The organism is Micromonospora avicenniae (genome assembly GCF_900156065.1).
Classification (GTDB): Bacteria; Actinomycetota; Actinomycetes; order Mycobacteriales; family Micromonosporaceae; genus Micromonospora; species Micromonospora avicenniae.
In genome coordinates, this window is record NZ_FTNF01000020.1 from 1 (window position 1) to 25,990 (window position 25,990).

The 25,990-nt window shown below is 72.5% G+C and carries 18 protein-coding genes and 1 pseudogene; 8 read left to right on the forward strand and 11 right to left on the reverse strand.

What is annotated here, in order from left to right; genetic code table 11:
* Window positions 1-151 precede the first annotated feature (151 nt).
* Window positions 152-229 (reverse strand): annotated as a pseudogene (locus BXA10_RS32745) (hypothetical protein); the annotation flags it as partial.
* On the opposite strand from BXA10_RS32745, the gene BXA10_RS24130 reads away from it, so the two are divergent.
* A complete protein-coding gene (locus BXA10_RS24130) occupies window positions 225-413 on the forward strand; it encodes a hypothetical protein (protein ID WP_076473119.1) in 189 nt (62 codons plus the stop codon). The pseudogene BXA10_RS32745 and the gene BXA10_RS24130 sit on opposite strands and share 5 nt — an antisense overlap.
* A 36-nt stretch (window positions 414-449) precedes the next feature.
* On the opposite strand, the gene BXA10_RS24135 is transcribed toward BXA10_RS24130, so the two are convergent.
* Window positions 450-1,154, reverse strand: coding sequence for a permease-like cell division protein FtsX (locus tag BXA10_RS24135; RefSeq protein WP_076473120.1), 705 nt, complete (start codon window positions 1,152-1,154; stop codon window positions 450-452).
* A gap of 407 nt (window positions 1,155-1,561) precedes the next feature.
* Here BXA10_RS24135 and BXA10_RS24140 point away from each other — a divergent pair, with 407 nt between their 5' ends.
* On the forward strand, window positions 1,562-7,174 hold the full coding sequence (locus BXA10_RS24140) for a GH92 family glycosyl hydrolase (RefSeq protein WP_076473121.1): 5,613 nt from the start codon (window positions 1,562-1,564) through the stop codon (window positions 7,172-7,174).
* 67 nt (window positions 7,175-7,241) lie between these two features.
* Here the strand turns inward: BXA10_RS24140 and BXA10_RS24145 are convergent, their stop codons facing one another.
* The 3 genes from BXA10_RS24145 to BXA10_RS24155 form a co-directional block, all read right to left on the reverse strand.
* Window positions 7,242-8,342 carry an L-dopachrome tautomerase-related protein gene (locus tag BXA10_RS24145; protein ID WP_076473122.1) on the reverse strand — a complete coding sequence of 367 codons (1,101 nt, stop codon included), beginning with the start codon at window positions 8,340-8,342 and terminating at the stop codon, window positions 7,242-7,244.
* Window positions 8,343-8,494: 152 nt separating this feature from the next.
* On the reverse strand, window positions 8,495-9,031 hold the full coding sequence (locus tag BXA10_RS24150) for a hypothetical protein (RefSeq protein WP_076473123.1): 537 nt from the start codon (window positions 9,029-9,031) through the stop codon (window positions 8,495-8,497).
* Complete coding sequence (locus tag BXA10_RS24155) at window positions 9,024-10,376, reverse strand: molybdopterin-dependent oxidoreductase (RefSeq protein ID WP_076473124.1); 1,353 nt, start codon at window positions 10,374-10,376, stop codon at window positions 9,024-9,026. The genes BXA10_RS24150 and BXA10_RS24155 overlap by 8 nt, the downstream gene beginning before the upstream one ends.
* A gap of 184 nt (window positions 10,377-10,560) precedes the next feature.
* Here BXA10_RS24155 and BXA10_RS24160 point away from each other — a divergent pair, with 184 nt between their 5' ends.
* Window positions 10,561-11,625: an NAD-dependent epimerase/dehydratase family protein gene (locus tag BXA10_RS24160; RefSeq protein ID WP_076473125.1), complete on the forward strand. Its 1,065-nt coding sequence runs from the start codon at window positions 10,561-10,563 to the stop codon at window positions 11,623-11,625.
* A 241-nt stretch (window positions 11,626-11,866) separates the two neighbouring features.
* Here BXA10_RS24160 and BXA10_RS24165 read toward each other — a convergent pair whose 3' ends face one another.
* Window positions 11,867-13,255 carry a hypothetical protein gene (locus BXA10_RS24165; protein ID WP_076473126.1) on the reverse strand — a complete coding sequence of 463 codons (1,389 nt, stop codon included), beginning with the start codon at window positions 13,253-13,255 and terminating at the stop codon, window positions 11,867-11,869.
* Between the two features lie 145 nt (window positions 13,256-13,400).
* Between BXA10_RS24165 and BXA10_RS24170 the strand changes: the two genes are divergently transcribed.
* From BXA10_RS24170 to BXA10_RS24185, 4 genes are all read left to right on the forward strand, one after another.
* Window positions 13,401-14,090 (forward strand): glycosyltransferase family 2 protein, encoded by a 690-nt coding sequence (locus BXA10_RS24170; protein ID WP_076473127.1) that lies wholly within the window; start codon window positions 13,401-13,403, stop codon window positions 14,088-14,090.
* Window positions 14,087-14,767, forward strand: a complete 681-nt coding sequence (locus BXA10_RS24175) for a TIGR04282 family arsenosugar biosynthesis glycosyltransferase (protein WP_076473128.1) — start codon at window positions 14,087-14,089, stop codon at window positions 14,765-14,767. The genes BXA10_RS24170 and BXA10_RS24175 overlap by 4 nt, the downstream gene beginning before the upstream one ends.
* On the forward strand, window positions 14,764-15,420 hold the full coding sequence (locus BXA10_RS24180; RefSeq protein ID WP_076473129.1) for a class I SAM-dependent methyltransferase: 657 nt from the start codon (window positions 14,764-14,766) through the stop codon (window positions 15,418-15,420). The genes BXA10_RS24175 and BXA10_RS24180 overlap by 4 nt, the downstream gene beginning before the upstream one ends.
* A gap of 127 nt (window positions 15,421-15,547) precedes the next feature.
* Window positions 15,548-17,125 (forward strand): LPXTG cell wall anchor domain-containing protein, encoded by a 1,578-nt coding sequence (locus tag BXA10_RS24185; protein WP_076473130.1) that lies wholly within the window; start codon window positions 15,548-15,550, stop codon window positions 17,123-17,125.
* 69 nt (window positions 17,126-17,194) lie between these two features.
* On the opposite strand, the gene BXA10_RS24190 is transcribed toward BXA10_RS24185, so the two are convergent.
* Together BXA10_RS24190 and BXA10_RS24195 are read right to left on the reverse strand one after the other, a co-directional pair.
* Window positions 17,195-18,220, reverse strand: a complete 1,026-nt coding sequence (locus BXA10_RS24190; RefSeq protein WP_076473131.1) for a sensor histidine kinase — start codon at window positions 18,218-18,220, stop codon at window positions 17,195-17,197.
* Window positions 18,213-18,905, reverse strand: a complete 693-nt coding sequence (locus BXA10_RS24195) for a response regulator transcription factor (protein ID WP_076473132.1) — start codon at window positions 18,903-18,905, stop codon at window positions 18,213-18,215. The genes BXA10_RS24190 and BXA10_RS24195 overlap by 8 nt, the downstream gene beginning before the upstream one ends.
* A gap of 164 nt (window positions 18,906-19,069) precedes the next feature.
* Here BXA10_RS24195 and BXA10_RS24200 point away from each other — a divergent pair, with 164 nt between their 5' ends.
* Window positions 19,070-21,949, forward strand: a complete 2,880-nt coding sequence (locus BXA10_RS24200) for an Hsp70 family protein (protein WP_076473133.1) — start codon at window positions 19,070-19,072, stop codon at window positions 21,947-21,949.
* Window positions 21,950-22,017: 68 nt separating this feature from the next.
* Here the strand turns inward: BXA10_RS24200 and BXA10_RS24205 are convergent, their stop codons facing one another.
* The 3 genes from BXA10_RS24205 to BXA10_RS24215 all read right to left on the reverse strand — a co-directional run bounded on the left by BXA10_RS24205 (window position 22,018) and on the right by BXA10_RS24215 (window position 25,985).
* Entirely contained in the window at window positions 22,018-24,114 is a 2,097-nt protein-coding gene (locus tag BXA10_RS24205; protein WP_076473134.1) for an alpha-galactosidase, read from the reverse strand.
* 114 nt (window positions 24,115-24,228) lie between these two features.
* Window positions 24,229-25,053 (reverse strand): carbohydrate ABC transporter permease, encoded by an 825-nt coding sequence (locus tag BXA10_RS24210; protein ID WP_245828425.1) that lies wholly within the window; start codon window positions 25,051-25,053, stop codon window positions 24,229-24,231.
* Window positions 25,050-25,985, reverse strand: coding sequence for a carbohydrate ABC transporter permease (locus BXA10_RS24215; RefSeq protein ID WP_245828428.1), 936 nt, complete (start codon window positions 25,983-25,985; stop codon window positions 25,050-25,052). The genes BXA10_RS24210 and BXA10_RS24215 overlap by 4 nt, the downstream gene beginning before the upstream one ends.
* Between the last annotated feature and the right edge of the window lie 5 nt (window positions 25,986-25,990).

The following is a 25,990-nucleotide window of genomic DNA, read 5'->3' on the forward strand; positions in this document are numbered from 1 at the left end:
GAGATCAAACGCTGCCTCAAGCGCTACGTCGCCCGAGAGCTCTACCGACGCCTCGAAACCCCACCAGGACCACTTGACGCGGCATAGGAGCGTCCGGGGACGTTGATCGAGTCTGAGCGTTGTGAGCCTGCGATCACAAGCGGTGAATTGGTCAGGACCCCTGGCCCTTCGCCTTCTGCGGGGCGTAGTAGGCGCAGGCGCGGTTGCGGTGGCCACAGTCCTTCGTGTTGCACCAGCGGCGGGAGCATCTGCGGCCGGGGGACGAGAAGTTCCACTACAGTGATGACTCCCACCGGTGGATTCCGCCGGAGCCGGACTACGACCAGGGGGTCTGGGACGAGCAGGTCCGCCAGCACAAGCTGGGCCACCTGCGCAACGACCGCCCGAAGGTCCGTGTTCGGCGTCTCGGGTGACGGCCGGCGCCGCAGGTACGGACCGGTGTCGGCAGGTCAGAGCACCGCCGCTGGTACCAGTTCCACCTCGTCGACACCGTCAAGGTTCATGAGCTTCGGCGCTCCGGGTGACTTCCCGTCGACAGGTAGCTCGAACCGTACGGACTCGCGCATCATCTGCCGGTCGAGCTGCGCGGCCAAGTCGCCCTTGCCCTGACACTGCTCACGGAGGCGCTCGTACGCCGCGTCGCGCTTCTCAACCTCGATCGACTTCGCGTGCGGCAGCGCCCGGACGGCCTCCTCCGCGGCGGACAGCTGCTCTCCCGTGGCCGTTGATTCCATCCGGACGATGAGCCCGATCCGCGATGGCAGCGGCTCTGCGTCGGCGATGCGGAGCGCGACCGCTCCGACATGGTCGACCGTACCCATGACAAGTTTGATCGCCTCGGCGGCCAGCGGGTCGGTGATGGTGGCGTGGAACGACTCCGGCACGTACTCGGGATTCAGGCGCGCAAGCAGGTCCGGGTCGTCCTTCAGGGTCTCCTTCTGGCGTGCGTACGCCTGCTCGCGCGTCTCGAGGGTGACGCCCTCGACGCTCGGCATCGAGCGCAGCTGTTGCTCCACCGCGCTCTTCTGCTCGGATGTCACGTCCTGATCGAGGATGACGGCCACCGTGGTGTGTGCGAAGTCCGCCGACTCAGAGGTGCAGCCGGGCAGCGGCACCAGAAGCAGGGAGGTCAACACCCGCGCGACACGACGCATGGGGTCGGATCGTAGATGATCCAACGCGGTCCGGTGGGCCCGCCCAGAACGGCCGGGCCACGAGTCCGATGTTGCGGTTTGATCAACTCGTTGACACGGCACCGCTCTGCCCGGGACTATCAGCGACGGTTCGGTGGCCTGCCTCTTGTGGGCGATGGGTCCACATGACAACGATGTCAGGCCGCGACTCCGGAGGAGAGCACATTGCCGAGATCGGCGGGCCACGCACCAGGGCGGCGAGCATCCTGTCCGGCGGTGCCGTGACGGCTCGACGCCAACTCCGACGGACGGTTCAACCGGCCTGAGCAGGCGGCAACGCCTGCACCCCTGACGGGCCGCGGTCGCGGCCCGCTCCACCACCACGTTCGACGTACTCGACGCGAATCGAGTCGAAAGGCCCTACCTGTATGTCGTATCCCTCATCCGCGCGCCCCCCGTCGCGCCGACTGCTCGCCGCGGCAACCGCGGTGCTGCTGCCGGTGGGCGTGGTCCTGGGCGCGCCCCTCGCGAATGCGGCGTCCCCGACGGAGCCGCCCGGCAACTTCAGCTCCTCGTTCGAGGCGGCCGACCCGCAGCCCGTGACGAGCACCGCAGAGGTGGGTACGGACGGAAAGCCGGTCCAGGCCAACCTGAGCGGGACGACAACCACCCTGCCCGGCAGCCTGCTCGACAAGGTCAGCTCGGTGACCGCGAGCGACGAGAACGCGCCGAACGAGATCGCCGCGAAGCTGACGGACGAGGACTCGGCGACGAAGTGGTTGGCGTTCAGCCAGACCGGCTGGGTCACCTACCGGCTGACCGAGCCGGCCGCGGTGGTGCGCTACGCGCTGACGGCTGCCAACGACGAACCGGGCCGTGACCCGCGGGACTTCGTCATCCAGGGGTCGAACGACGGCAGCACCTGGACCGACCTGGACAAGCGGAGCGGTGAGCGGTTCAGCGGGCGGTACGCCACCAAGTACTACAGCTTCACCAACAAGACCGCCTACGGTTACTACCGCCTGAAGGTCACCGCGAACTCCGGCGAGCCCCTCCTGCAACTCGCCGGCTGGAGCATCAGCGACGGCTCGAACACCCGGCCGCCGACCACCCCGATGGTCACCAGCGCGGGCACCGGGCCGATGGACGGCTACACCACCAAGCCCGACGCCGGATTCACCGGAATCTCCGCGCTGCGGTACGCGGGTGGCTCCGAATCCGCCGGTCGTTCGTACGCGACGAACAAGCTGTTCGACGTGCACATCCCGGTCGGACCGAAGACCCGGCTCTCCTACAAGATCTTCCCCGAGTTCACCGACGGGAACGGGCAGTACCCGTCCACCTACACGGCGGTGGACCTGCACTTCACCGACGGCAGCTACCTGAGTCGTCTCTCGCCGGTCGACCAGCACGGCTACCCGCTGACCACGGCCGGACAGGCCGCGTCCAAGGTGCTCTACGCCGACCAGTGGAACGCGGTGCAGTCCGACATCGGCGCGGTCGCGCAGGGCAAGACCATCGACCGGATCCTGCTCGCCTACGACAACCCCGACACCACCGACACGACCCGGTTCCGGGGTTGGCTCGACGACCTCGAGCTGACGGCCTCGCCGACGCCGATCGACGGCTCGCAGCTGACCAACTACGTCGACACGCGGCGCGGGACGAACTCGACGGGCGGCTTCTCGCGCGGCAACAACCTGCCGATCAGCGCGCTGCCGAACGGCTTCAACTTCTTCACCCCGGTCACCGATGCGGTCTCCGACTCGTGGCAGTACAACTACCACCGGTACAACAACGAGGCCAACCTGCCCGAGCTGCAGGGCCTCGGGATCTCGCACGAGCCCAGCCCGTGGATGGGTGACCGCAACCAGATGTCGGTCATGCCGGTCGCCGGCGACGGTCCCCTGACCGGGGAGCCCGCCAGCCGGGCGGTCGCGTTCCGCCACGAGGACGAGACGGCGCGGCCGGACTACTACCGGGTCGCCCTGCAGAACGGCCTGGTCGCGGAGATGGCACCCACCGACCACGCCGGGGTCATGCGGTTCACCTTCCCCACCGGGAAGGCCACCGGAAGCCTCGTCTTCTACAACGGCACGTTCAGCATCGGCACGGACGGCACGTTCACCGGCTGGGTCGACAACGGAAGCGGCTTCTCGGCCGGTCGTAGCCGGATGTTCGTGGCCGGCGCCTTCGACCGCGCGCCGACGGCGTCCGCCGCGACGTCCGCCACCTTCGACGTCTCCGCGAACCGTCAGGTCACGATGCGTATCGCGACGTCGTTCCTCTCGGTCGACCAGGCGCGTAAGAACCTCGACCTGGAGGTCACCGGGAAGAGCTTCGACCAGATCCACGCCGCCGCGACCGCCTCCTGGCAGGAGCGGCTCGGCCGGATCGAGGTGCGGGACGCGACCGAGACGCAGTTGGTGACGCTCTACTCGAACCTGTACCGGCTGAACCTGTACCCGAACTCGCAGTCGGAGAACACCGGCACCGCCGCCGAGCCGCGCTGGCAGTACGCGAGCCCGGTGTCGGCGCCGACCGGCGCGTCGACCGCCACGCAGACCGGTGCCAAGATCGTCGACGGTCAGATCTACGTCAACAACGGATTCTGGGACACCTACCGCACCGTGTGGCCCGCCTACGCACTGCTGTACCCGGACGTCGCGGCCCGGATCGCCGACGGGTTCGTCCAGCAGTACCGTGACGGCGGCTGGATCGCCCGCTGGTCGTCCCCCGGCTACGCCGACCTGATGACCGGCACCAGCGCGAACGTGTCGCTGGCCCAGGCCTACCTCACCGGGGTCAAGCTGCCCGACCCGCTCGCCGCGTACGACGCCGCGGTCAAGGACGCGACAGTCGCGTCCGGACGCAACGCGGTCGGCCGCAAGGGCATCGAGACCTCGCTCTTCCTCGGCTACACGCCGACCTCCACCGGTGAGTCGGTGTCGTGGGCCCTGGAAGGCTTCATCAACGACTACGGCATCGGCAACATGGCTGCGGCCCTGGCGAAGGACCCGGCGACGCCGAAGTCGGAACGCAACCGGCTCAAGGACGAGTCGGAGTACTTCCTGCAGCGGGCCCGCAACTACGTCCACCTGTTCGACCCGAAGACCAAGCTCTTCCAGGGCCGTGACGCCGCCGGTAACTTCCTCGTCAGCGACCCGCTGGACTGGGGTGGCGTCTACACCGAGACCAACGGGTGGAACTTCGCGTTCACCGCGCAGCAGGACGGCCGGGGACTGGCCAACCTGCTCGGCGGGCCGAAGGCGTTGGAGCAGAAGCTCGACGAGTTCTTCGCCGCCCCGGAGAACGCCGACCGGCCCGGCGGCTACGGCGGCATCATTCACGAGATGCTCGAGGCGCGGGCCGTGCGGATGGGTCAGCTCGGCATGAGCAACCAGCCGTCGCACCACATCCCGTACATGTACGACTTCGCCGGGGTGCCGGCCAAGACCCAGGCGATCGTCCGGGAGATCCTGCAGCGTCACTACGTGGGCAGCGAGATCGGCCAGGGCTACCTGGGTGACGAGGACAACGGCGAGATGTCGTCGTGGTACATCCTCAGCTCGCTGGGCATCTACCCGCTGCAGGCCGGGTCGTCCCAATGGGCCATCGGCTCGCCGCTGTTCACCCGGATGGTCGTGCACCGCGCCAACGGCGACATCGTCGTCAACGCGCCGAACAACAGCACGAAGAACGTCTACGTGCAGGGCGTGCAGGTCAACGGCAAGAAGCAGCGCACGGTCTCCATCGACGCGTCCGCGTTCGCCAAGGGCGGCACCATCGACTTCCAGATGGGTCCCAACCCGTCGTCCTGGGGTACCGGTGAGAACGACGCGCCGCCGTCGCTGACCAAGGGGAACGCGACGCCCGAACCGCTGCAGGACACCACCGGCCCGGGCCTCGGCACCGCGACCGCGACGGGCGGCCAGGACGCGGCGAAGCTGTTCGACGACTCGTCGACCACGCAGCTGACCTTCACCTCCGGCACGCCGGAGATCGACTGGACGTTCCGCGGCGAGAAGCAGAAGCCGGCGTACTACACCCTCACCTCGGGGGCCGCCGCGGGTGACCCGGCGGACTGGCGCCTGCAGGGCTCCAACGACGGCATCACCTGGACCACCGTCGACTCCCGCAAGGGTGAGGTGTTCCGGTGGCGCAACCAAACCCGCCCCTTCAAGATCGACAAGCCGGGACGGTTCGCTCAGTTCCGCGTCGTCGTGACGAAGAGCGTCGGCGCAGCGCAGACGAACCTCGCCGAGGTCGAACTGCTCGCCGGCGGTGACCTGGAACTCGGCGGTGGCGACGTCGCGGTGACCGCGGCGAGCAGCGTCAACGCGCGGGCCGGCGTTCCCGTGTCCGTACCGCTGGCCACCGTCACCGGCGGCAACGCCGAGGGCTACCAGGTCACCATCGACTGGGGAGACGGCACGCCGGTCACCGACGGCACCCTCGCGCTCAGCTCGCGTGCCGTCTACAGCGTCAGCGGCTCGCACACCTACGCCACGCCCGGTTACCACCAGGCGAACGTCACCGTCACCGACGGTGCCGGCCAGGGTTCCGTGACCGTCGGCGTCGACGTTTCCTACGCGCCGAGCGACGGCCTCGTCGCCGCCTTCGACACCGTCTGCATCGGTGACGAGGGCGTCCGCGCGGCGAACTGCGACGCCAAGCAGTGGGCGTACTCGCGGGCCGCCCTGACGGCGGCCGGCGTGACGCAGGGCAAGCGGCACGCGGTGCCGGGTACGTCGCTGCACTTCACCCTGCCGGCGATCCCGGCGGGGCAGGCCGACAACGCCAGCGGCAACGGGCGGACGATCGCGCTCGACCTGCCGGACGACGCCACCAGCATCTCGTTCATCGGCGCCGGCACGCAGGGCAACCAGAGCACGACCGGCACGGCGACGTTCAGCGACGGCAGCACCGCCAGCATCCCGATCCAGATGAGCGACTGGACGCTGGGCGGCAACGCCAACGGCACGCCGTCCTACGGCAACGTGATCGTCGCCAGGACCGCGTACCGGTTGTACGGCACGAGCCGGGACGGCGCCCAGCCGTTCCTGTTCGCCACCGCGCCGTACCAGATTCCGGCGGGCAAGACGCTGGTCTCGGTGACCCTGCCGGCGCAGACCGGCGACCCCGCCTCGGCGGGCCGGATCCACGTGTTCGCCATCGCCGACGACGGCACGTCGGAGGAGCTGGCGGTCGCCGCGGCGAAGGACCAGACGGCCGACGCCGGTCAGGTCCTCACCGCGAACCTCGGCTCGGTGAGCGGTGGCGTTCCGGACGCGTCGGGCTACCGTGCGCGCGTCCAGTGGGGTGACGGCACGGTTCCGGAAGACGTCACGATCGACGGGTCGGGTGCGATGAGCGGGCAGCACACCTACGCGCGGGAGGGCACCTACACGGTGCACGTCACCGCGTGGGACCGGCAGTCCAGCAGCACCGGCACCTTCACCGTGACCGTGGGACGTGGCGAGACCCAGCCGGCGATCGCCATGTCCGCGTCCGCCACCGTCACCACCGGCGACACGATCACCGTCAACGGCAGCGGGTTCGCCGCCGGCGAGCAGGTCACCGTGACGCTCGGCACCAGTCCGGTGCGGACCATGAAGGTCACCGCGTCCTCGAAGGGGGCGGTGAAGGCCTCGATCGCGACGTCCGGCGCGGCGCAGCCGGGCCGCTACTCCGTCACCGCCACCGGCGCCTCCTCGCGGACCCCGGCGACGGCCACCATCCAGGTGACCGAGCCGGCACAGCCGCGGACGTACCAACCGCGGGCGGGGCTGCTGACCACGTCGGGCCAGCGCGGCACGGCGATCATGATCGACGGTTTCGGGTTCGCGCCGAACGAGACGGTCACCGTCCGCTTCGGTGACGGCCTCGCCACCAGCACCGTGCGGGCGAACGCTGACGGCGTCATCTCCGGCGTCACCATCAGCGTTCCCGGCACGGCGAAGGTCGGCTCGACCAGCGTCACGCTGACCGGTGCCGACTCGGACAAGCGGATCACGCTGCCGTTCCGGGTCACCGGCTGAGCCGGAGGTAGTGCAACCGCCGTGGGCGGGCCGTGTCTCACGGCCCGCCCACGGCCGTTTTCCGGCGTCAGCGCAGCAGCACCGGTCCGGCGTCGATCGGAGTCCGGAACAGCGCGTACGGCTTGCGCCGCCGGTCCTGTCCGCCCTGGTAGGTGGCCTGCCGGTGCAGTTGGTTGGCGGTGACGTAGAGGTGCCCGTCGGTGGCGACCGACATGGTGTCCGGCCAGAGCAGGCGCGGGTCGTGCAGCAGCGTCTCGAACTGCCCGTCGGGCAGCCGCCGGTACACCGCGTTGTGCTCGTACGAGGTGAAGTAGATCCGCCCCGCGTCGTCGCTCTCCAGCCCGTCCGAACCGGTGCCCTTGTCGCCCTCGTCGACGACCGCGTCGGACATCTCCTCGTCGGGCAGCGACGCGTCGGCGAGCGCGTCGGTGGAGACGCTGTACCAGTGCCGCGACGCCAGCGGGCAGTAATAGAGCCGCGACCCGTCGGCGCTGATGGCGATCCCGTCGGAGCCCATCGACAGCGGCGTCGGCGGCCCGTCCGGCGGCCGCTGCAGCAGCGGCCGCCCCTCGACCATCGGCCGGTAGCCGTGCAGCGACTCGGCCTTCGTCGACGGGTGGTCGTGCAGCCGCCGCCACGAGCGGCCGGTGGCGAGGTCGACGACCACGATGCCGTTCGGGCCGTTGCTCGCGGAGTCGGTGAGGTAGGCCAGCCCGGCCGGCCCGCGTCGCAGGTCGAAGCGGACGTCGTTGAGGTAGGTGCTGGGCAGCACCACGTCGGGCGGGAACGTGATCACCTGGGCGACCTGGTCGGTGTCCAGGTCGATGCGGACCAGCTTCGGGCCGCCCGGCTTCGTCGGCCGGAACATCGGGCTGCCGGTGTCCACCACCCAGAGCCGATCGGCCGGATCGACCACCACGGACTGCACCGACACGAACGCCTGCGCGTCGTCGTCCCCGCCGGGGGAGTTCCACCGCTCGTCCGGGAACGGCACCTCCCGGCCGTCGCGCAGCTCGGCCACGGTGGCCGGCGGGTCGTCACCCCACTGCGGGTAGTTGACGAAGATCCGCCCGGTGTGCGAGACGGTCACCCCGGTCGGCATCGGCCCGGTGAAGGTGTGCACCAGCTCCAGCTCACCGACCGGCTCGTCGCCCACCGGCCCGTTCACGCCGGGCCACCGCGGGCGCCACCGTGCCGGGGCGCGGGCCTGGCGAAGCTTCCCATGGACGTACCTCCTCGGTGACGACGCGGCCGGCGGCGCGGTGACCTCCGTGCTTCCCGGCGAGCGGCGGCTGAAACCGGCCCCACCGCCCGCGCGCGTCAACCCGGCGGACCGGGACGGCGCTGCACCGCCCGCCGGCGCAGCCACCGCAGCAGGAACACCACGGCGCTGATCAGGAACAGGATTCCGGTGACCGCCAGCCATCGGCCCAGGAACGGGATCCGCTCGCGGGCGGTCGCCGCCCGGTAGGTGTCCGCGCCCCAGCCGAGCACGCCCGGCAGGTAGACGAGGAAGAGGAGCCCGGCGCCGAGCGCCGGCAGCCGCACGTGGTTGAGCAGCGCGAGCCGCACCGGAACCCGCCGGGCGTGGCTCGGCCGGGGGTCCGGCGCGGCCGGCCGGGCGGGTACGCCGACCGCGGCCCGCAGCACCCGGTCGACCAGCGCGTACACGGGGAAGAGGAGCAGGTCGTGGAGGACCACGGCGCCGATGAACCAGAGCAGCATCCGCCCCGCTGTAGCCTCCCCGGCCACCCGCAGGGCCACCCAGCCGGTGACCACGAAGCAGAGCAGCAGGACGAGCAGGTGCCGCGGCCCGGCGCCGTAGGTGGCCCGCAGCCGGGCGAGCGCCTCACGCATCGGTACGGAAGTCGATGCTGGCCACCCACTTCGTGCAGTGCACGCCGGGCAGCGCCGGAACGATGATCCTGGCCGGGGAACCATGGTCGAGGGAGAGGTCGGCCCCGTTGACCCGCAGCGCCAGCAGCGAGTCCGGGTCGAGCACCTGGTTCGCCTGGAGCGTGGCCCGCCGGAACAGCCCGTTGCGCTCCAGCGACTCGACGTGCGCCGCCACCGGGTCGGGCACCCCGGCGAGAGCGGCGAGGTCGCGCAGCCGTACACCGGTCCAGGTCTGCGTGGTCGACCAGCCTTCGACGCAGGCGATCGGCAGGCGCGCGGTGTGCTGCGCCATGGCGAGCAGCCCGGGACGGTCGAGGGTCGTGGTGCGTCCGCCACCGCGCAGCGTCAGCCGCCAACCGGAGCCGGTGTCGGCGGGTCGGATGCCGGCCGCCGCGGCACTCCGGTTGATCTGGAACCCGTTCGGTCCCTCGCCGGGGTCCTGTCCGCGCGGCAGCAGCCAGGCCATGCGACGCAGCGGCCCGTCGACGCTCTGCCCGACGGTCAGCGCGGCCAGCAGCAGCGAACCGCCGCCGACCAGCGCGATCGCGCCGCGCCGGCTCACCGTCGGCGGGTCCGGCCGGGCGGGCACCAGTCCGTCCGGGTCGGGCGGCTCGGGCCGGGTCTCGGCTCGGCCCGTACGCAGCTCGGCGCCCGCCGGGCGGGACCGCAGCGCCGTCACCATCCGGGGCAGCTTCAGCACCACGTGCGCCACGAGCGCCGCGGTGAAGACCCAGGCCCCGAAGTAGTGCGCCGTGTAGAAGTCGAAACCGAAGACGTACGCGTACTGGATGTTCAGCAGCCCGGTGGCGATCTGGAAGAGGATCCCGCCGACGAGCAGCAGCAGGGAGAGCCGTTCGAGCACCTGCGCCACCGATCGGGCCGGCGGCCAGTCGAAGAGCTTCGGGATCACCGACCAGAGCTTGCCCAGCACCACCGGCACGATCACGATCCCGAGCCCCACGTGCAGCCCCTGGGTGAGCTGGAACAGCCACGCCGGGCGGGTCGGCCAGTCGAAGTGCGGCAGTCGCAGCCAGCCCACGTCGAACGGGAACGCCTGCCCGAACTGCGGGCTGTACGCGGCGTAGTCCAGCAGCCCGGTGACGATGACCAGCGGCAGCGTGACGAGCAGCGCCAAGCCGTACACCGAGGTGAGCCAGGGGCCCCGCAGCGGGCTGCGCCAGCCCGTCGTGACCGCCTCGACGCCGGGCGGCCGGTGTCGGTCGAGGGTCCGCCAGAGCCGCCGGGGTGCGCCGTAGTCCCCGGTCGGATCGGCGCCTTCCCCGGTTGCCGGGTCGCTCGCAGGCACTGCCCCTCCTCGGTCGAGTGGTCGATCTCCTGGCCATCGTGGCCGACCGCCGGGCCGGGTGGCCGGGTTTGCCGCATTACCGGAGGCTTACCGATCAGCCGGCCGGGTGCGACCTGTTGCGAACTCCTTACAGACCCGCCGTACCGGCCCTTCGCGCCGGTCGGTTGACCTACCGTCACCGGACATGCGGGTACTGGTCACCGGCGCGGCCGGGTTCATCGGATCGCAGGTCGCCGACCTGCTCGCCGACGAGGGGCACGAGGTGGTGGCGCTTGACGCGCTGCTGCCCCAGGCGCATGGCGCGCAGCCGCCGCCGTGGGCGCAGCGGCACGAGCTGGTGCGCGGGGACGTCCGCGACGGCCGGCTGCTGGATCACCTGCTGACCGGTGTGGACGCGGTCTGCCACCAGGCGGCGATGGTGGGGCATGGCCTCGACCCGGACGACGCGCCGGAGTACGCCGGCCACAACGACCTGGGCACCGCGGTGCTGCTGGCCGCGATGTACCGGGCCGGTGTGTCCCGTCTGGTGCTGGCCAGCTCGATGGTGGTCTATGGAGAAGGGCGCTACCGGTGTGCCGCCCACGGGGTGGTGCGACCGGCCCCGCGCCGAGCAGAGGACGTGGCGGCCGGTCGGTATGACCCCACCTGCGCCCGTTGTGGTGACCCACTCACGTCGGTACTGGTGCCCGAGGACGCGCCGCTGGAGCCGCGCAGCACGTACGCGGCCAGCAAGCTCGCCCAGGAGCACTTCGCCGCGGCGTGGGCCCGGCAGACCGGCGGGGGAGTGTGGGCCCTGCGGTACCACAACGTCTACGGCCCACGGATGCCCCGCGACACCCCGTACGCCGGTGTCGCGTCGATCTTCCGTTCCGCGCTCGCGGCGGGCCTGCCACCCCGGGTGCTGGAGGACGGCCGGCAGCGACGCGACTTCGTGCACGTCACCGACGTCGCCCGGGCGAACCTGCTGGCGCTGGCCGCGCCACCGCCCACGGCGGCGCTGGTGCCCGTGAACGTCTGCTCCGGCGAGCCGCACACCGTCGGCGAGCTCGCGCAGACCCTCGCCGGCGCGATGGGCGGGCCGGACCCGCTGGTCGTCGGCGGTGCCCGGGCCGCCGACGTACGGCACGTCGTCGCCGACCCGCGCCGCGCCGCCGAGCTGCTCGGCTACACCGCTCGGGTCAGCTTCGCCGAGGGCGTCGCAGGTTTCGCCACCGACCCGCTGCGCGAACCGGCGGCGCTTGCGGCCTGACCGACCTCCACGTCCGCGCGGTCCGCGCTTGCCGGTCGGGTCCGTGCTGGCGCCGGCGCAGCTCCCACAGCCGGCTGTTGTCACCGTGGCGGGGTGGGGTGTAGGCACTGTCGAGCTGCCCCAGATCTGAGACCGCGCGGATCCGGCATGTCGGCGTCCCAGAGTTGGGGCAGCTCGACAGCGTCTCGAACAGGGACCGGCGACCGGGCCGGAACGAGCACGCCGGCAGGTGCGGAACCGGTCAGGAGACCGTCCAGAGCAGGTGGTTGACGGCGAGCGCGGTGACCGCCTGCCCGGCCAGCCACCAGCGGCGCGCGCCGGCGGGCAGCAGCGCGGCGGCCGCCAGCAGCCAGACCGCGAACGGCAGCCAGATCCGCTCCACCTCCGCCTTGCTCAGCCCCGACAGGTCGGCGCCGAGCACCGCCACGGCGGCGGCCAGTGGCAGCACGACGGCCGGACCGGCGTCCCGCACCGCCGTGGCCAGCGCCGCCCGCCGCCAGCCGGCGCGCGCCCGCCCCGTGGCCGCCACCATCGTGCGGCGCAGCGCCGGCCCGACCGCCGGGCCGGCGCTGAGCAGCAGCGCCGCCAGGTTCGCCCACACCCAGTAGGCGTACGGGCGTTCGGCGGCCCAGCCCTGGTAGTAGCGCTCGACGACCAGCCGGTACCCCTCCCACCAGTGGAAACCGGCGAGGCTGAACGCCACCGCGACGGCGACGACCCCGGCCCCGCCGGCGAGCAGCGCCCGCAGCCGTGCGGTCGGGCGCAGCACCAGCACGGCCAGCGCGAGCATCCCGACCAGGACGAAGCCGTACGACAGGTAGAGCGCGAAGCCGAGCAGCACCCCGCCGAGTGCGGCGGCGGCCGGGCCGCGTACCGCCAGCAGGGCGAGACCGGCGGCGATCACCCCGGCGAACATCGCGTCGGCCGACGCGCCCATCCAGACCGCGCCCGGCAGCAGCACCAGGAACGGCAGCACCGCGCGCGCCGCGTCGGGGGCGCCGAGCGCCCGCAGGGTGACCGGCACCGACACGGCGACCGTCGCCCCGACCAGCACGCAGGCCAGCCCCGCGACGGTGCCGCCGCCCAGTCCCACCCGGTCCAACCCGACGAAGAGCAGCAGCGCGCCCGGCGGATGCCCGGCCGTGTGGGTGGACCACGATTCGGGCTGGAAGTCGAGGATCCGGTCGGTGAAACCGGCCAGCATCGCCGGCACGTCGTGGACCCCCGGGACCTCGGTCAGGTACTCCGCCTGCACCGTCAGCCGCTCCGTCAGCCCCGCCGACCAGCCGTCCACCAACGCCAACGACAGGGTCCAGGCCACCGACGCCAGCCAGCCGGCGGTGAGCAGGGCACCCCAACGGGCGGTTCGCGCCCAGCGCACACCCCACCACAGCACCGTCACCGCGACCAGCAGCGCGGCCGGTGTGCCCCAGCCGACGTGCGGTTGCCACGTGGCGTAGAGCGGGGCGGCGTCGGCGTACAGGCCCGCACCGCGTGCGTTGAGCATGAACCCGACGCCGGCCGCGGCCGTGAGCAGCGCGACCTCCACCGCGAGCACCACCAGGTCGGCGCGGTGCCGGGGTTTCGCAGTCCGTCGGGGCGCGGCGGTGAGCGTGGTTGCGGAGGCCATGACCCTGGAACCGTACGGCGGTGTGACGCCTTGCGGGGGCCGAACGGCCGCACCGTCACCGTCCGGTAAGAATCGCCCGCGCGGTAAGCGTTCGGTAAGGACGTTCCGCCCCCGGACGCGTTGGTTGCGACCTAGCGTCGGCCTCATGCCGACCCAGATTGATCCCGTTCCGATCGATGTCGTGCTGCCCTGTCTGGACGAGGCCGCCGCGCTGCCGCACGTGCTCACCGCCCTGCCGCCCGGCTACCGGGCCATCGTGGTCGACAACGGCTCCCGGGACGGCTCGCCGCAGGTCGCCGCCCGGTACGGCGCCCGGGTGGTGCACGAGCCGCGACGAGGCTACGGCGCCGCCGTGCACACCGGACTGGAGGCCGCCGGCACCGAACTGGTCTGCGTGCTCGACGCCGACGGCTCGTTCTACCCCGGTGAACTGCCGGCGCTGGTCGCTCCGGTGGCGGCCGGCGCGGCGGACCTGGCCGTGGGTCGCCGCCGCCCGGTGGGGGTGGGCGCCTGGCCGTGGCACGCCCGGGTCGGCAACGCCCTGGTCGCGGCGCTGCTGCGCCGCCGGGGCGTACCGCTGCGGGACCTCAGCCCGATCCGGGTCGCCCGCCGCGAGGCGCTGCTCGCGCTCGGCGTCACCGACCGGGCCTTCGGCTACCCCCTCGAACTGCTGATCCGGGCGGCCGCCGCCGGCTGGCGCATCCACGAACTCGACGTGCGGTACGCGCCCCGCGCGGCCGGCACCCGCTCGAAGGTCTCCGGCTCGGTGCGAGGCACGCTCCGGGCGACCCGCGACTTCGCCGGGGTGCTGCGTACCGTGAACGGTTCCCGGTGACCGTGCTCCTGGTGGTGGCGAAGGCACCGGTGCCCGGTGCCGTCAAGACCCGGCTCTGCCCACCGGTCAGCCCCTTGCAGGCGGCCCGGATCGCCGCCGCCGCGTTGCGAGACACCCTGGACGCCGTACGGGCCACCCCCGGGGTCACCCCGGTGCTCGCCTGCGCCGGTCGGATGACCGACGCGGAGGACGCCGCCGGACTCGTCACGTCCCTGCGTGGCTGGACCGTGCTGCCGCAGCGGGGCAGCGGGCTCGGTGACCGGCTCGCCAACGCGTACGCCGAGGTGGCCGATGTCTTCCCGAGTCGCCCGGTGCTCCAGGTCGGCATGGACACCCCGCAGCTGACCCCGGCCGGGCTCACCGCGGCGGTACTGCGGCTGGCGAGCGCCGACGCGGTGCTCGGCGCGGCGGTCGACGGCGGCTGGTGGGCGCTGGGACTGCGCGAGCCGCGGGAGGCGGAGCTGCTGCGTACGGTGCCGATGTCGACCCCACGCACCGGCTGGCTCACCTGGTCGGCGCTGACGGAGCGGGGCCTAAGGGTCGCGCCGCTGCCTCTGCTGCGCGACGTCGACGAGTGGCCCGACGCGCTCGCGGTCGCCGCCGAGGCGCCGTCCGGCAGGTTCGCGCGACAGATCGGCACGGTCCGCCGTGCCCTGGTGTCCGGAGGCCGCGGATGAGCGTGGACGGCTTCGCCATGGCGCTGCGCGACCGTGCGGCCGACGGCCACTGGCTCGTCAACGGCGACGGCGTACGGCACCGGCTGCCGGTGCGCCGCTGGCACGGTCCGGCCGAGCCGGCCACGGCCGAGGTGGTGGCCCGCTGCGCCGGCCCGACGCTCGACCTCGGGTGCGGTCCCGGTCGGCTCACCGTGGCGCTGGCCCGGGCCGGGGTCACCGCCGTCGGAGTGGACATCTCCGCGTACGCGGTGGCCGCCGCCCGGGCCAGTGGAGCCGTGGCGCTGCACGGCGACCTGTTCGAGCCGCTGCCCGCCGAGGGCCGGTGGGCGCACGCCGTCCTGCTCGACGGCAACATCGGCATCGGCGGCGACCCGGTCGCGCTGCTGGCCCGCTGCCGGGCCCTGCTCGACGCGGGCGGCACGGTGCTGGTCGAGCTGGAAGCGCCCGGACCCGGGCTGTGGCAGGGGCAGGTCCGGGTGGCCGCGCCACACCGGCCGGGGCTGACCACGCTGGGACCGGCGTTCCGCTGGGCCCGGCTGGACACCCGGGCGGTGCACCAGGTCGCCGCACGCGCCGGCCTCGCCGTGCGTGACGTGTTCCGGCACGGCAGGCGCTGGTTCGGCGAGCTGACCGTGTCGTCAGCGCGAAGGTGACGGTGCGGCAGATGTGTTCAACCGTTCGGCTCCTTCCGACGGGAACCCGTGGATCGGGGCGACCTGGCCCCGTGAGAAGTCCTTAACATCCACGGGCTTCACCTTGTTTCGCACGGGGAGGAAACCGATGTCCAAGCACTTCGTCCGGTGCTGGCTCGCCGGGATCGGCGTCGCAGGCGCGATCATCGTCGCCTCCGCTACCGCCGCCGCAGCAAACCCCGTACCGGTCGGGGTGCGCGGGGCCGAGGGCTTCGACCTGTATGCCAACAGCGTCACCGTCACCCGCTCGGGGTCGGAGAAGCACGTCACGCTCCGTGCCCTGGTGGGTCAGCCGCTCAGCGAGTACACCGTGACGGTGGACCGCAGCGCGGTCGAGCGGTTCGCGGAGGTGCGGAAGCCGGAGGGAAACGAGTACGGCTCCTGCACTGAGGACGACGCGATCCTGACCTGCAAGGTCGATGGGGCCAGGAGGCCGGACCTGCTCACCCTCCCGGTGGTTCCGCTCGCCGGCGCCAAGGCGGGCCAACAGGGGCAGCTGCGCTTCACCGTCTCCACGTCCGACTCCGGTACCGACGACTTCCGGTCGACCATCACCGTTGGCGAGGGCGTCGACCTGGTGTCGGAACCCGGATTGGGACTGAGCGGTCGGCCCGGTGACACGGTGAAGGCGCCGCTGTCGGTGGGCAACCAGAGCGAGCAGACCGCGAGCGGCCTGGTGCTCCTCGTCTACGGCAACTACGGCCTCACTCCGTCGAAGCGGTACGAGAACTGCGAGTACGGCAACACCGGCCCGAACCGTTACATGCCCAACCTGTTCGCGTGCAGCTTCGACCGGTCACTCGCGCCCGGCGAGGCTGCCCGGGTCGACGCCGGGTTCGGATTCACTGTGCCGAGTGACGCCTGGGCGCCGGACCTGCAGAACGGCTTCGCCGCGTGGTTGACCGCGGCGGACTGGCAGGAGGTGCGGCACGAGTTCGACCTGGGCGGGAAGGGCGGCGACGGGGTGCTGAAGCTGGAGCCGACGAGCATGCCCCAGAACCTGTCGTCCCACGGGACGCAGACGGACGTCGACCCGTCCAACAACGAGACCTGGGTCCGGCTCACGGTCGAGGGCGATCAACAGGCCGATGTGGTGGCGAACGGTGCCACCGTCACGGGCGAGGTCGGCGAAAACGTGCCGGTGACGGTCGGCTTCACCAACAACGGGCCGGCGGCCGTTGGCGTCGCCGGCACCGAATCCCTCCCCACCATGGCGCTGGTGACCCTGCCCGAGGACACCACTGTGGTCGAGACGCCTGAGTACTGCGCGGACTACGACGAGGTGTTCGGCCACGGTGACAACCGCGGAAACCCTGACTTCGCGTGCAGCCTGCCCGGGCCGCTCGGCAAGGGCAAGACGGCCGCGTTCCCGTTCTCGCTACGCATCGACAAGGCCGGTCCCCAGCAGGGCATCGTCAGGCTGTACCACGGTGGCTCCGACGAGGGCTACAACGAGGACCTGCACCCGGCCAACGACGAAGCCAAGATCCTGATCAACCCGGCTGCAGGAGACGGCCAGGGCGGCGGTCAGGGCGACGACGGCCCCTCGCTGCCGATCACTGGTTCGTCGACCAGCCTGATCATCGGCATCGGCGGTCTGCTGCTCGTTGCCGGCGCGGGTGGCTTCCTGGCGGCCAGGCGCCGGCGGACCCGTTTCGTGGCCTGATCATGGCTCCACCGGTGTCCGGCCGGTGGCGCGCCGTGCCATCCCCGGCCGTGGCCACCGCTGGTCGGCTCAGGCGGGTACGGCGGGAAGCCGGACCACGAACCGGCATCCGTCGCCCGTGTTCCGTACGGTGACCCGGCCGCCGTGCGCCTCGACCAGCCCCCGCACGATGGCCAGGCCCAGCCCGCCGGAGTCCTCCCCGTTGCCGCCCAGCCGGGGCGTACGTGCCGGCTCGCCGCGGAACGCCACGTCGAACAGGCGCGGCAGATCCTCCTCCGGGATGCCGCCGCAGGTGTCCGCCACCGCCAGCCAGGCCTCGTCGTCGTCCCGGCCCCCGTCGACGTGCACGGTGCCGTCCTCGGGGGTGTAGCGCACCGCGTTGAGCAGCAGGTTGCCCACCACCCGGGCCAGCTCGGGTTCGCTGGCCAGCACGGTGGGCCAGCCCGACTCGGCGGCGACGAGTTTGATTCCTCGGGCGGCGGCGAGCGGCGCGGCGCCGGCGAGGGCGTCGGACACCACCTCGCCGAGCGGCACCGAGGCCAGGGAGAGCCGCAGCGCGCCCGCGTTGATCCGGGACAGCTCGAACAGGTCGTCCACCAACCGGGTCATCCGGTCGGTCTGCACCCGGATGCGCCGGTGGTACTCGGCGACCGTCGCCGGTTCGTCCACCACACGGTCCTCCAGCGCCTCGGCCATCGCCCGCAGGCCGGCCAGCGGCGTACGCAGGTCGTGGGACACCCAGGCGACCAGGTCCCGACGACCCTTCTCGATCCGGCGTTCCCGCTCGCGCGCCTGGTCGGCCCAGACGGCGGCGGCGGCGAGCCGCCGGCCGAAGTACCAGCCGATGGCGAGGCTCACCGCCGCGGCGGCGGCCACGGTGAGCAGCACGACCTGAAGGTCGTGGCGGGACAGGAACATCGCCCGGGCGACCACCGTCACACCGGCCACCACGGCGGCCACGGTCACCGCGAGCAGCACGCAGACGTGCACGGTGATCGACCGGTGCCGCAGCAACCGCAGCGCGAGCGCGCCGGCCAGCCCGACGCCCAGCGCCGCCGCCAGCGCCATGGCGAAGATCAGAATGAGGTCACGCATCGGCGGGCTGGTAGCGGTAACCGACGCCCCACACCGTGACGATGCGTCGTGGCGCGGCCGGGTCGTCCTCGATCTTCTCCCGCAGCCGGCGTACGTGCACGGTCACCGTGGACTCGTCGCCGAACGTCCAGCCCCAGACCCGCTCCAGCAGTTCGGCGCGACGGAACGCCCGCGCCGGGTGCCGCAACAGGTGAGCCAGCAGGTCGAACTCACGCAGGGTGAGGGTCAGCTCCCGGCCGTGCAGCCGGGCCACCCGGGGGCCGGTCGCCACCTCGAGGCCGGCGTCGACGAAGACCTCCGCCTCCGGCGGTGCGGGCTCCCCGGCCCGGCGCAGCACCGAGCCGACTCGCAGCACCAACTCCCGTGGCGAGAACGGTTTGCCCAGGTAGTCGTCGGCGCCCAGTTGCAGCCCGAGCACCCGGTCGGCCTCGTCGCCGCGGGCGGTGAGCATGATGATCGGTACGCCGTCCGACCCCTGCCGCAGCCGCCGGCACACCTGCAACCCGTCCAGCCCGGGCAGCATCAGATCGAGCACCACCAGGTGCGGCCGGCGTTCCCGCACCGCGTCGAGGGCCGCCAGGCCGTCTCCGATGTGGTCGACCTCGTAGCCGGCGTGTTCCAGGTAGCGGCAGACCACGTCGCTGACCGTCCGGTCGTCGTCCACCACCAGCACCCGATGACTCACATGCACCTCCCCGCGCCAACCCTAGCCAGGGCCTCCGCCGAACGGTCGGGGGCGAGATGTTGCGGATTCCTTACCGACCAACGTGGCTGACCGGCCGGTCAGCCACGCGGTGGCGGCTGCGTACGATGCGGGACCGGGCATCCTCACCGCGGAGGTATCGGTAGATGGCAGGCCAGCACGAGGGCTTCGCTCTCGGTGTCGACCTCGGTACGTCCAACACCGTGGCGGTGCTGCGCTGGCCGGACGGGCGTACCCGGCCGCTGCTGGTGGACGGCCAGCCGATCATGCCCTCCGGCGTGTACGCCGACCAGGACGGCGGTCTGCACGCCGGCCTCGACGCCCGACGGCTGGCGCAGGCCGACCCGGGCCGCTACGAGCCGAACCCGAAGCGCCGCATCGACGAGCCGACCGTACGCCTCGGCGACCGCGACCTGCCGCCCGCGAAACTGCTCGGGGCGGTGCTGCACGCGGTCGGTCGGGCCGCGGTCGAGGCCGTCGGCTTCCTGCCCCCGGCGGTGCTCACCTGCCCGGCCACCTGGGACGACACCCGGCGGCAGGTGCTCGGCGAGGCGCTGCTGGGCGCCGGCTGGCCGCAGGCGGCCGAGCACACCCTCGCCGGCCCGACCCCACCCGGCACCCGGCTGCTGCGTGAGCCGGTGGCCGCCGCCCGCTACTACACGCAGGTGCTGCGCCGCCCGGTTCCGGTCGGCGAGGCGATCGCGGTCTTCGACTTCGGCGGCGGCACCCTGGATGTCGCCGTCGTACGCAACGAGGGAGCCGACCCGTGGGGCGACTCGGGCTTCACCGTCATCTCCTGCGGTGGGCTACCCGACCTCGGCGGCCTGGACGTCGACGCGGCGCTGGTCGCCCGGGTCGGTGAACTGGTCGCCGGCCGGTACGCGCAGCAGTGGGCGCGGCTGACCGCGCCGAGCGACACGATGCAGCGTCGCGACGCCATCGCGCTCTGGGAGGCGGTACGGGGCGCCAAGGAGTCGCTGTCCCGTGCCACGGCCGCGCCGGTGGCGGTACCCGGCGTGGCCGAGCCGGTCCGGCTGACCCGGGACGACGTCGAGCGGGCCGCCCGTCCGTTGCTGGAGCGCGCGGTCGCCGCCGCCCGGGAGGTGATCGGCGCGGCCGGGCTCACGCCCGAGCGGCTCGCCGGGCTCTTCCTGGTCGGCGGGTCGTCCCGGATGCCACTGGTGGCCAGGATGCTCCACGCCGACCTGGGCATCGCGCCGACCGTCCTGGAACAGCCGGAGCTGCCGGTCGCCGAGGGCGCCCTGACCGACCTGCCGCTACGTGTGCCGACGGCGACGGCCGCCGGTCCGGCCTTTCCCGCGCAGCGGCCGGCCCCGACGGTGCTGGACGCCGGCCCGGCCGCGCCGGCACAGGCGCCCGGCGCGGTGCCGGCCGGTCCGGGGCCGGAATCTGCCGTGCCGGCGCCTGCCGGCGCGCCGCCCCGGTCGGGGCTCGCGGCCACGCTGCCCGCAAACGTCGGTCCGACCCTCGTCGACCGTCCCGGCTCTCCCGCCGGGCCGCCGTTGCCCGGGCCGCCTCCGTCCGTCAACCCCGTCTCCGCGCCGCCCGCCGGCCACCACGCTGCACCGTTCCGCGGACCGGCCGCGCGACCCTCGCCGGTCGGCCCGGTGTCGCCGCCCCCGTCCGGTGCGCCCGGCGTGCGAGCCGGTCGACGGCGGACCGGTTGGATCGTCCTCGGCGCCGTGGTCGCCCTCGCCGGGGTGGCCACCGCCGCGCTGCTCTACCTGACCCGGGACCGTTACCCGGGGCTGGACTTCCACACACTGCAGGAGGTGAACCGGGTGGCCGCCGGCGACGAGCGTTCCGTCGGCGTGTGGACGGCCGTGCTGGGCGACCGTGCGTATCTGGCGTACCGACGAACCGACGGACAGCTGGAGGTGGTGGCCGTCGAGGCCGGCACCGGTGAGGAACTGTGGCGGAAGACGACCGGCGTCGCCGCCGATGACTGGGAGCAGATCGTCGCCGTGCCGGGTGCTGTCGTCGCGTACCCCAGCGAGCCCGCCACCAGCACGCCGCGAGAGATGGTGGTGCTGGACGCCACCACCGGCGCGCAGCGGTGGAAGCGGGCCATTCACGGCGACGACGACGTCTACTTCACCGATCAGGTGGCGGTCCTGGTCGATCGGACCGGGAAGCGGCTCGTCGGCCTGCGCCTGCGCGACGGTGAGCAACGGTGGGACCTGCCCAACCCTCAGGACGAGTACGGCGGCGCCCGCACCACGGTCGTGCCGGTCGGCACCCGCCAGGCGGACGCCGGGCCCGGCTACCTCGACGGTGTGCCGCGGAATCCGTGGCGGGAGAAGGGACGGCGCCTGCTCCAGGTGGGCGCGGACCGCTCGGTGCGGGTCGTCGAGATGGACAGCGGCAAGGTCATCGGCAGCCGGGGAAACGTGGCCGACCTCGACGATCTTCTCGCGGCGCACGAGGACCGGCTCTACGTCGCCGCCGACGAGGGCGGCTACCAGCTGCTCGGGTACGACCTGAACTCACTCGCCGCGCAACCGGTCGTGCTCTACCGGGCTCCGGACGACAGGCGTCGGCCCGAGGCGTTGGTGGCGTGCGGCGAGCACCGGGCCTGCGTGCTGGAGGTGCCGGATGCCAAGGCCGATCAGACCGTCGTGGTGGCGGCGACCGAGGGCGAGGCGCCGAAGAGTTGGCCGGCGCCGAACGCGAGCACGCTGGCGCCCGTCGGTGAACGTCTGCTGGTCCGGGTGACCGACTCGGCGGCCACGAGTACGCTCTTCGACTCGGACGGCAAGGCGGTGCTGCGCGATCGGCGGGGGGTCGCGGTCCGGCTCGACGCGGGGAATCTGCTGGTCTTCGCGCAGCCGCCGAGCACGGTCGAGTCCGACCGCAGCGTCGCCGGTGTGTGGGCGGGTACCGGCGAGGTGACCGAACTCGGTGAACTCGTCGGCGTGCGCGGCAGCAGTTGTTCGTGGAACACCCGGCTGATCGTCTGCGGCGCGGAGAAGGACTTCGTCATCTACCGCTTCGCGTCGGACTGACCCCGCCACGGGACGCCTCGAACCCGCCCGCCCGGGCCGTGCGAGGCGGCCGGGCGGGCGGGGCGGGCTCACTCCCGATCGAGGACGATGAGGTCGGCGTCGTGGGTCGGCGTCCACTGCACGGGAAGTCCGACCGCGCTGAGGTGGCTGCCCGAGTAGCTCTGGTCGCCCTGCCGGTACCGCGCGTCCGGGGCGAGGCCGCGCAGCGGCAGCCGCACCGGGCGGGACGGCAACAGTCCCGGGCCGTCCGACCGGCCGGTGTGCCAGGCCAGCACGACCACCCGCCGCCCGTCGGGAGAGGTGTACTGCACCGCGCAGCGGGCCTGGTCCGGCCCGCCGATCAGGTGCACCTCGCCGTGTGTGACGACCTCCCGGATCTCCTTGTACCGGGAGATCCACCCGGCCGCCTCGGCGCGCTGCTGCGGCGTCCAGTGCCGGATGTCCGCGCCGATGCCGAGCACCCCGGCCATGGCGAGGACGAACCGGAACGCCAGCGACCGGGGCCGCGGATCGAAGATCCCGGGCGCATCTGTCACCCACGAGCTCAGCAGGTGCGGAGCGTTGGCGTGCAGGAAACCGTGCTGGATCGCCAGCCGGTCCATGGGGGCCGTGTTGTCGCTGGGCCAGAAGATGTCGGCCCGACCGGCCATGGCGAGGTCGGTGCGGGCGCCACCGCCGGCGCAGGACTCGATCAGCACGTCCGGGTGGTCCCGGCGGAGCTGGTCGTAGATCCGGTGCAGGGCGGTCACGTGCGCGCCGTCGAGGTCCAGCGGTCCGTCCGCGCCGGCGCGGCCCGGTTCGGTCCGCGGCCGGTTGAAGTCCCACTTCAGGTACGCGATGTCGTACCGGCGCAGCAGGCCGTCCAGCGTGGAGTGGACGAAGTCGGCGACCTCCGGCCGTCCCAGGTCCAGCAGGTACTGGTTGCGGATCGGGGTCAGCGGCCGCCCGTCGACCTGGTAGACCCAGTCGGGGTGCTCGGCGTAGAGGCGGGAGCGCGGATTCACACACTCGGGCTCCACCCAGAGCCCGAAGCGCAGCCCCAGGCCGCGGACCTCGGCGATGAACGCCTCGAAGCCGTCCGGGAAGCCGGCCGGGTCGGGCGTCCAGTCGCCCAGCCCGGCGGTGTCGTCGTTGCGGCCGACGAACCAACCGTCGTCGACGACGAACGTCTCGACCCCGAGGTCGGCGGCGATCCGGGCCAGTTCCAGCTGGCTCTTCGCGTCGACCGCGAAGTAGGTCGCCTCCCACGAGTTGTAGAGCACCGGCCGGGGGACGAGCCGGTCCCCGGCGAGCAGGCGCTGGTAGCGGTGCCAGACCCGGGCCAGCCCGTCCAGCCCGTCGGTGCTGTACGCTCCGGCGACCTCCGGGAGGGTCAGCGTGCCACGCGCCGGCAGTTCCAGGGGGCCGTCCGGCAACCGGCGCCCGGCCCGGATCCGGGTGAGCCCGCCGGTGTCCCGCTCTGCGGTGATCTCCCACGAACCGGTCCAGGCCACCGCCACGCCCCAGGCCGGTCCGTCCGGCTCGGCCCCGTCCCGTACGGCCAGCCACGGCACGTGCAGATGCCCGGGTACGCCCTGGCTGCTGCCGATGGTGAACGCCCCGTGCTTCAGGTCGACGTGCTCGAGCTGGAACTCCTGCGCCCACTGGCCCCACTGGTGGCTGAGCAGCGCGCCGTGCGGGGTGGGTACGCAGAAACCGCCCGTGCCGACGCGGGCCAGTCGGAGGGGCTCGTTGCCGGTGTTGGTCAGCTCCACCCAGCGGCGGACCACGTCGGCGCCGGCCGGTACGGCGTAGCGCAGCACCGCCCGCAGCCCGGTGACCGGGTCGGCGAAGGTGACCGCCAGCGTGCCGGCGGCCGGATCGTGCGCCGCCTCGGTGAAGCCGAACGCCACCCGCCGGTGCCCGGTCATCGTCTCCACCACCAGATCGGCGCCCGTGAACGGGCGGTCCGCGTCGGTGGCGTACTCGATCGGGGCGGCGTCCCCGGCCGTGAGGAACGGCACCGGCCCGTCGTACGCGACGGGGGAGGGGCCGTTGCCGACCCCGTGCGGCCCCCACGCGACTAGTTCCAGCCAGCGCCCGTGCGCCGGCACCGTCACCACGTACTCGGTGTGCGCGCCGCGCAGCGTCCACCGCCGCGCGGCGTCCGTACCCTGCTCGCTCACTGGCTCTCCTTCGTTCGCGACTGCGGGGCTCGCAAAAGCGGCTCACTCCTCGCGCTCACTGGCTGTCCTCTGTTCGCGACTGCGGGGCTCGCAGGAGCGGCTCACTCCTCGCGCTCACTTGACCGCGCCGATCGCCAGGCCGCCGATGAAGTGCCGCTGGAAGCGCAGGAAGACCGCGACGGTCGGCACCGCGGCGATCACCGTGCCGGCGGCGATCACGCTCCACGAGGAGACGAACTGGCCTTGGAGCGCGAGCAGCGCCGGGGTGACCGGCATCCGATCGTCGGTGCGCAGCACCGTGATGGCCCAGAGCAGATCGTTGAAGATCCAGGTGAAGGAGAGCGCGCCGAGCGCGGCCAGGGCCGGCCGGGTCAGCGGCAGCATCACCCGGGTGAAGATCTGCGCCGGGCCCGCGCCGTCGATCGTCGCCGCCTCCTGGATTTCGCCGGGCAGGTCGCGCATGAAGCCGTGCAGCACGAACGTGTAGAAGCCGAGCCCGAAGCCGACCTGCACCGTGATCAGCGCCCAGAGCGTGTCGTACAGGCCGGTCAGCTCACTGAACTTCTGTACCGGGATGAGCAGGATCTGCGGCGGCAGCAGGTTGCCGGCGAGCATCAGCAGCAGGATGGTCCGCCGGCCGGGGATCCGGTAGCGGCTCAGCGCGAACGCCGCGACGGCGGCCAGCGCCAGGCTCAGCAGCACCGAGGGCACGGTCACCAGCAGGCTGTTGACCAGCGCCCGCAGTTCCCCGCCGTCGACCCACGCCTGCCGGTAGGTGTCGAGGGTGAACGAGTGCGGCAGGCTGCCCACCCCGTTGGCGGCGATGTCGTCGAAGGTGCGGGTGGACATCACCACCACCCAGATGACCGGCCCGAGCCAGAGCAGCGAGAGCAGGACCATCCCGGTGTGGAAGGTCCCGGTGCGGAGCTTGCGGATCACGCTTCCTCCCGGAACGCACGGACGAGGTAGCCGAGGATGACGGCGAGCGCGAGCACGAAGATCACCACGGCGATGGCCGAGGCGTACCCGAGCCGCAGGCTCTGGAAGGCGGCCGAGTACATGTACGTGCTGAGCAGCTCGGACGAGTGGTACGGCCCGCCCTTGGTCAGCGACCAGACGATGTCGAACGAGCGCAGCGAGTCGATCACGATGACCGAGAGCACGACCGCGTTGACGCCCTTGAGCTGGGGGACCGTGACGTGCCAGAGCCGCTGCCAGCCGTTCGCCCCGTCCATCCGCGCGGCCTCCTGCAGCGCCGGGTCGATCGCCTTGAGGCCGGCGAGGAAGAGCACCATCACGTAGCCGATCTGCCGCCACAGGGCCGGCAGGATCACCGCGTAGAGGGCGGTCTTCGGGTCGGCGAGCCACGGCCGGATGAGGTGTTCCAGCCCGACGGTGCGCAGGATCTGGTCGGCCAGCCCGTCCGGCTGGTAGAACACCCGCCAGACCAGCGCGGTCACCACCAGGGAGAAGACCACCGGGGTGAAGAGCGCGGCCCGGTAGAAGCCGACACCCCGCCGTTCCCGCTGCAGCAGCAGCGCCATCCCGAAGCCCCCCACGACGGAGAGCCCGCCGAAGAGGACCAACCAGATGACCGTGTTGAGCAGGGCGCCGCGGAACGTGGCGTCCCCGGCGAGCTCCACGTAGTTGTCGACGCCGATGAATTCGGGTGGGGTCTGGCCGTCCCAGCGGGTCAGCGAAAACCAGAAGCCCTGCAACGCCGGCCAGAACACCCAGATGCTCTCGACCGCGAAGGGCACCAGCACGAACGCCACCAGCAGCGGCGACAGTCGGGCCGACCGTCGCCGCCGCCGGGGGGTGCCGGCCACCGCGGACGTCGCAGTCCCGGGTGTCTCGGCGATTGTGGACACGTCTG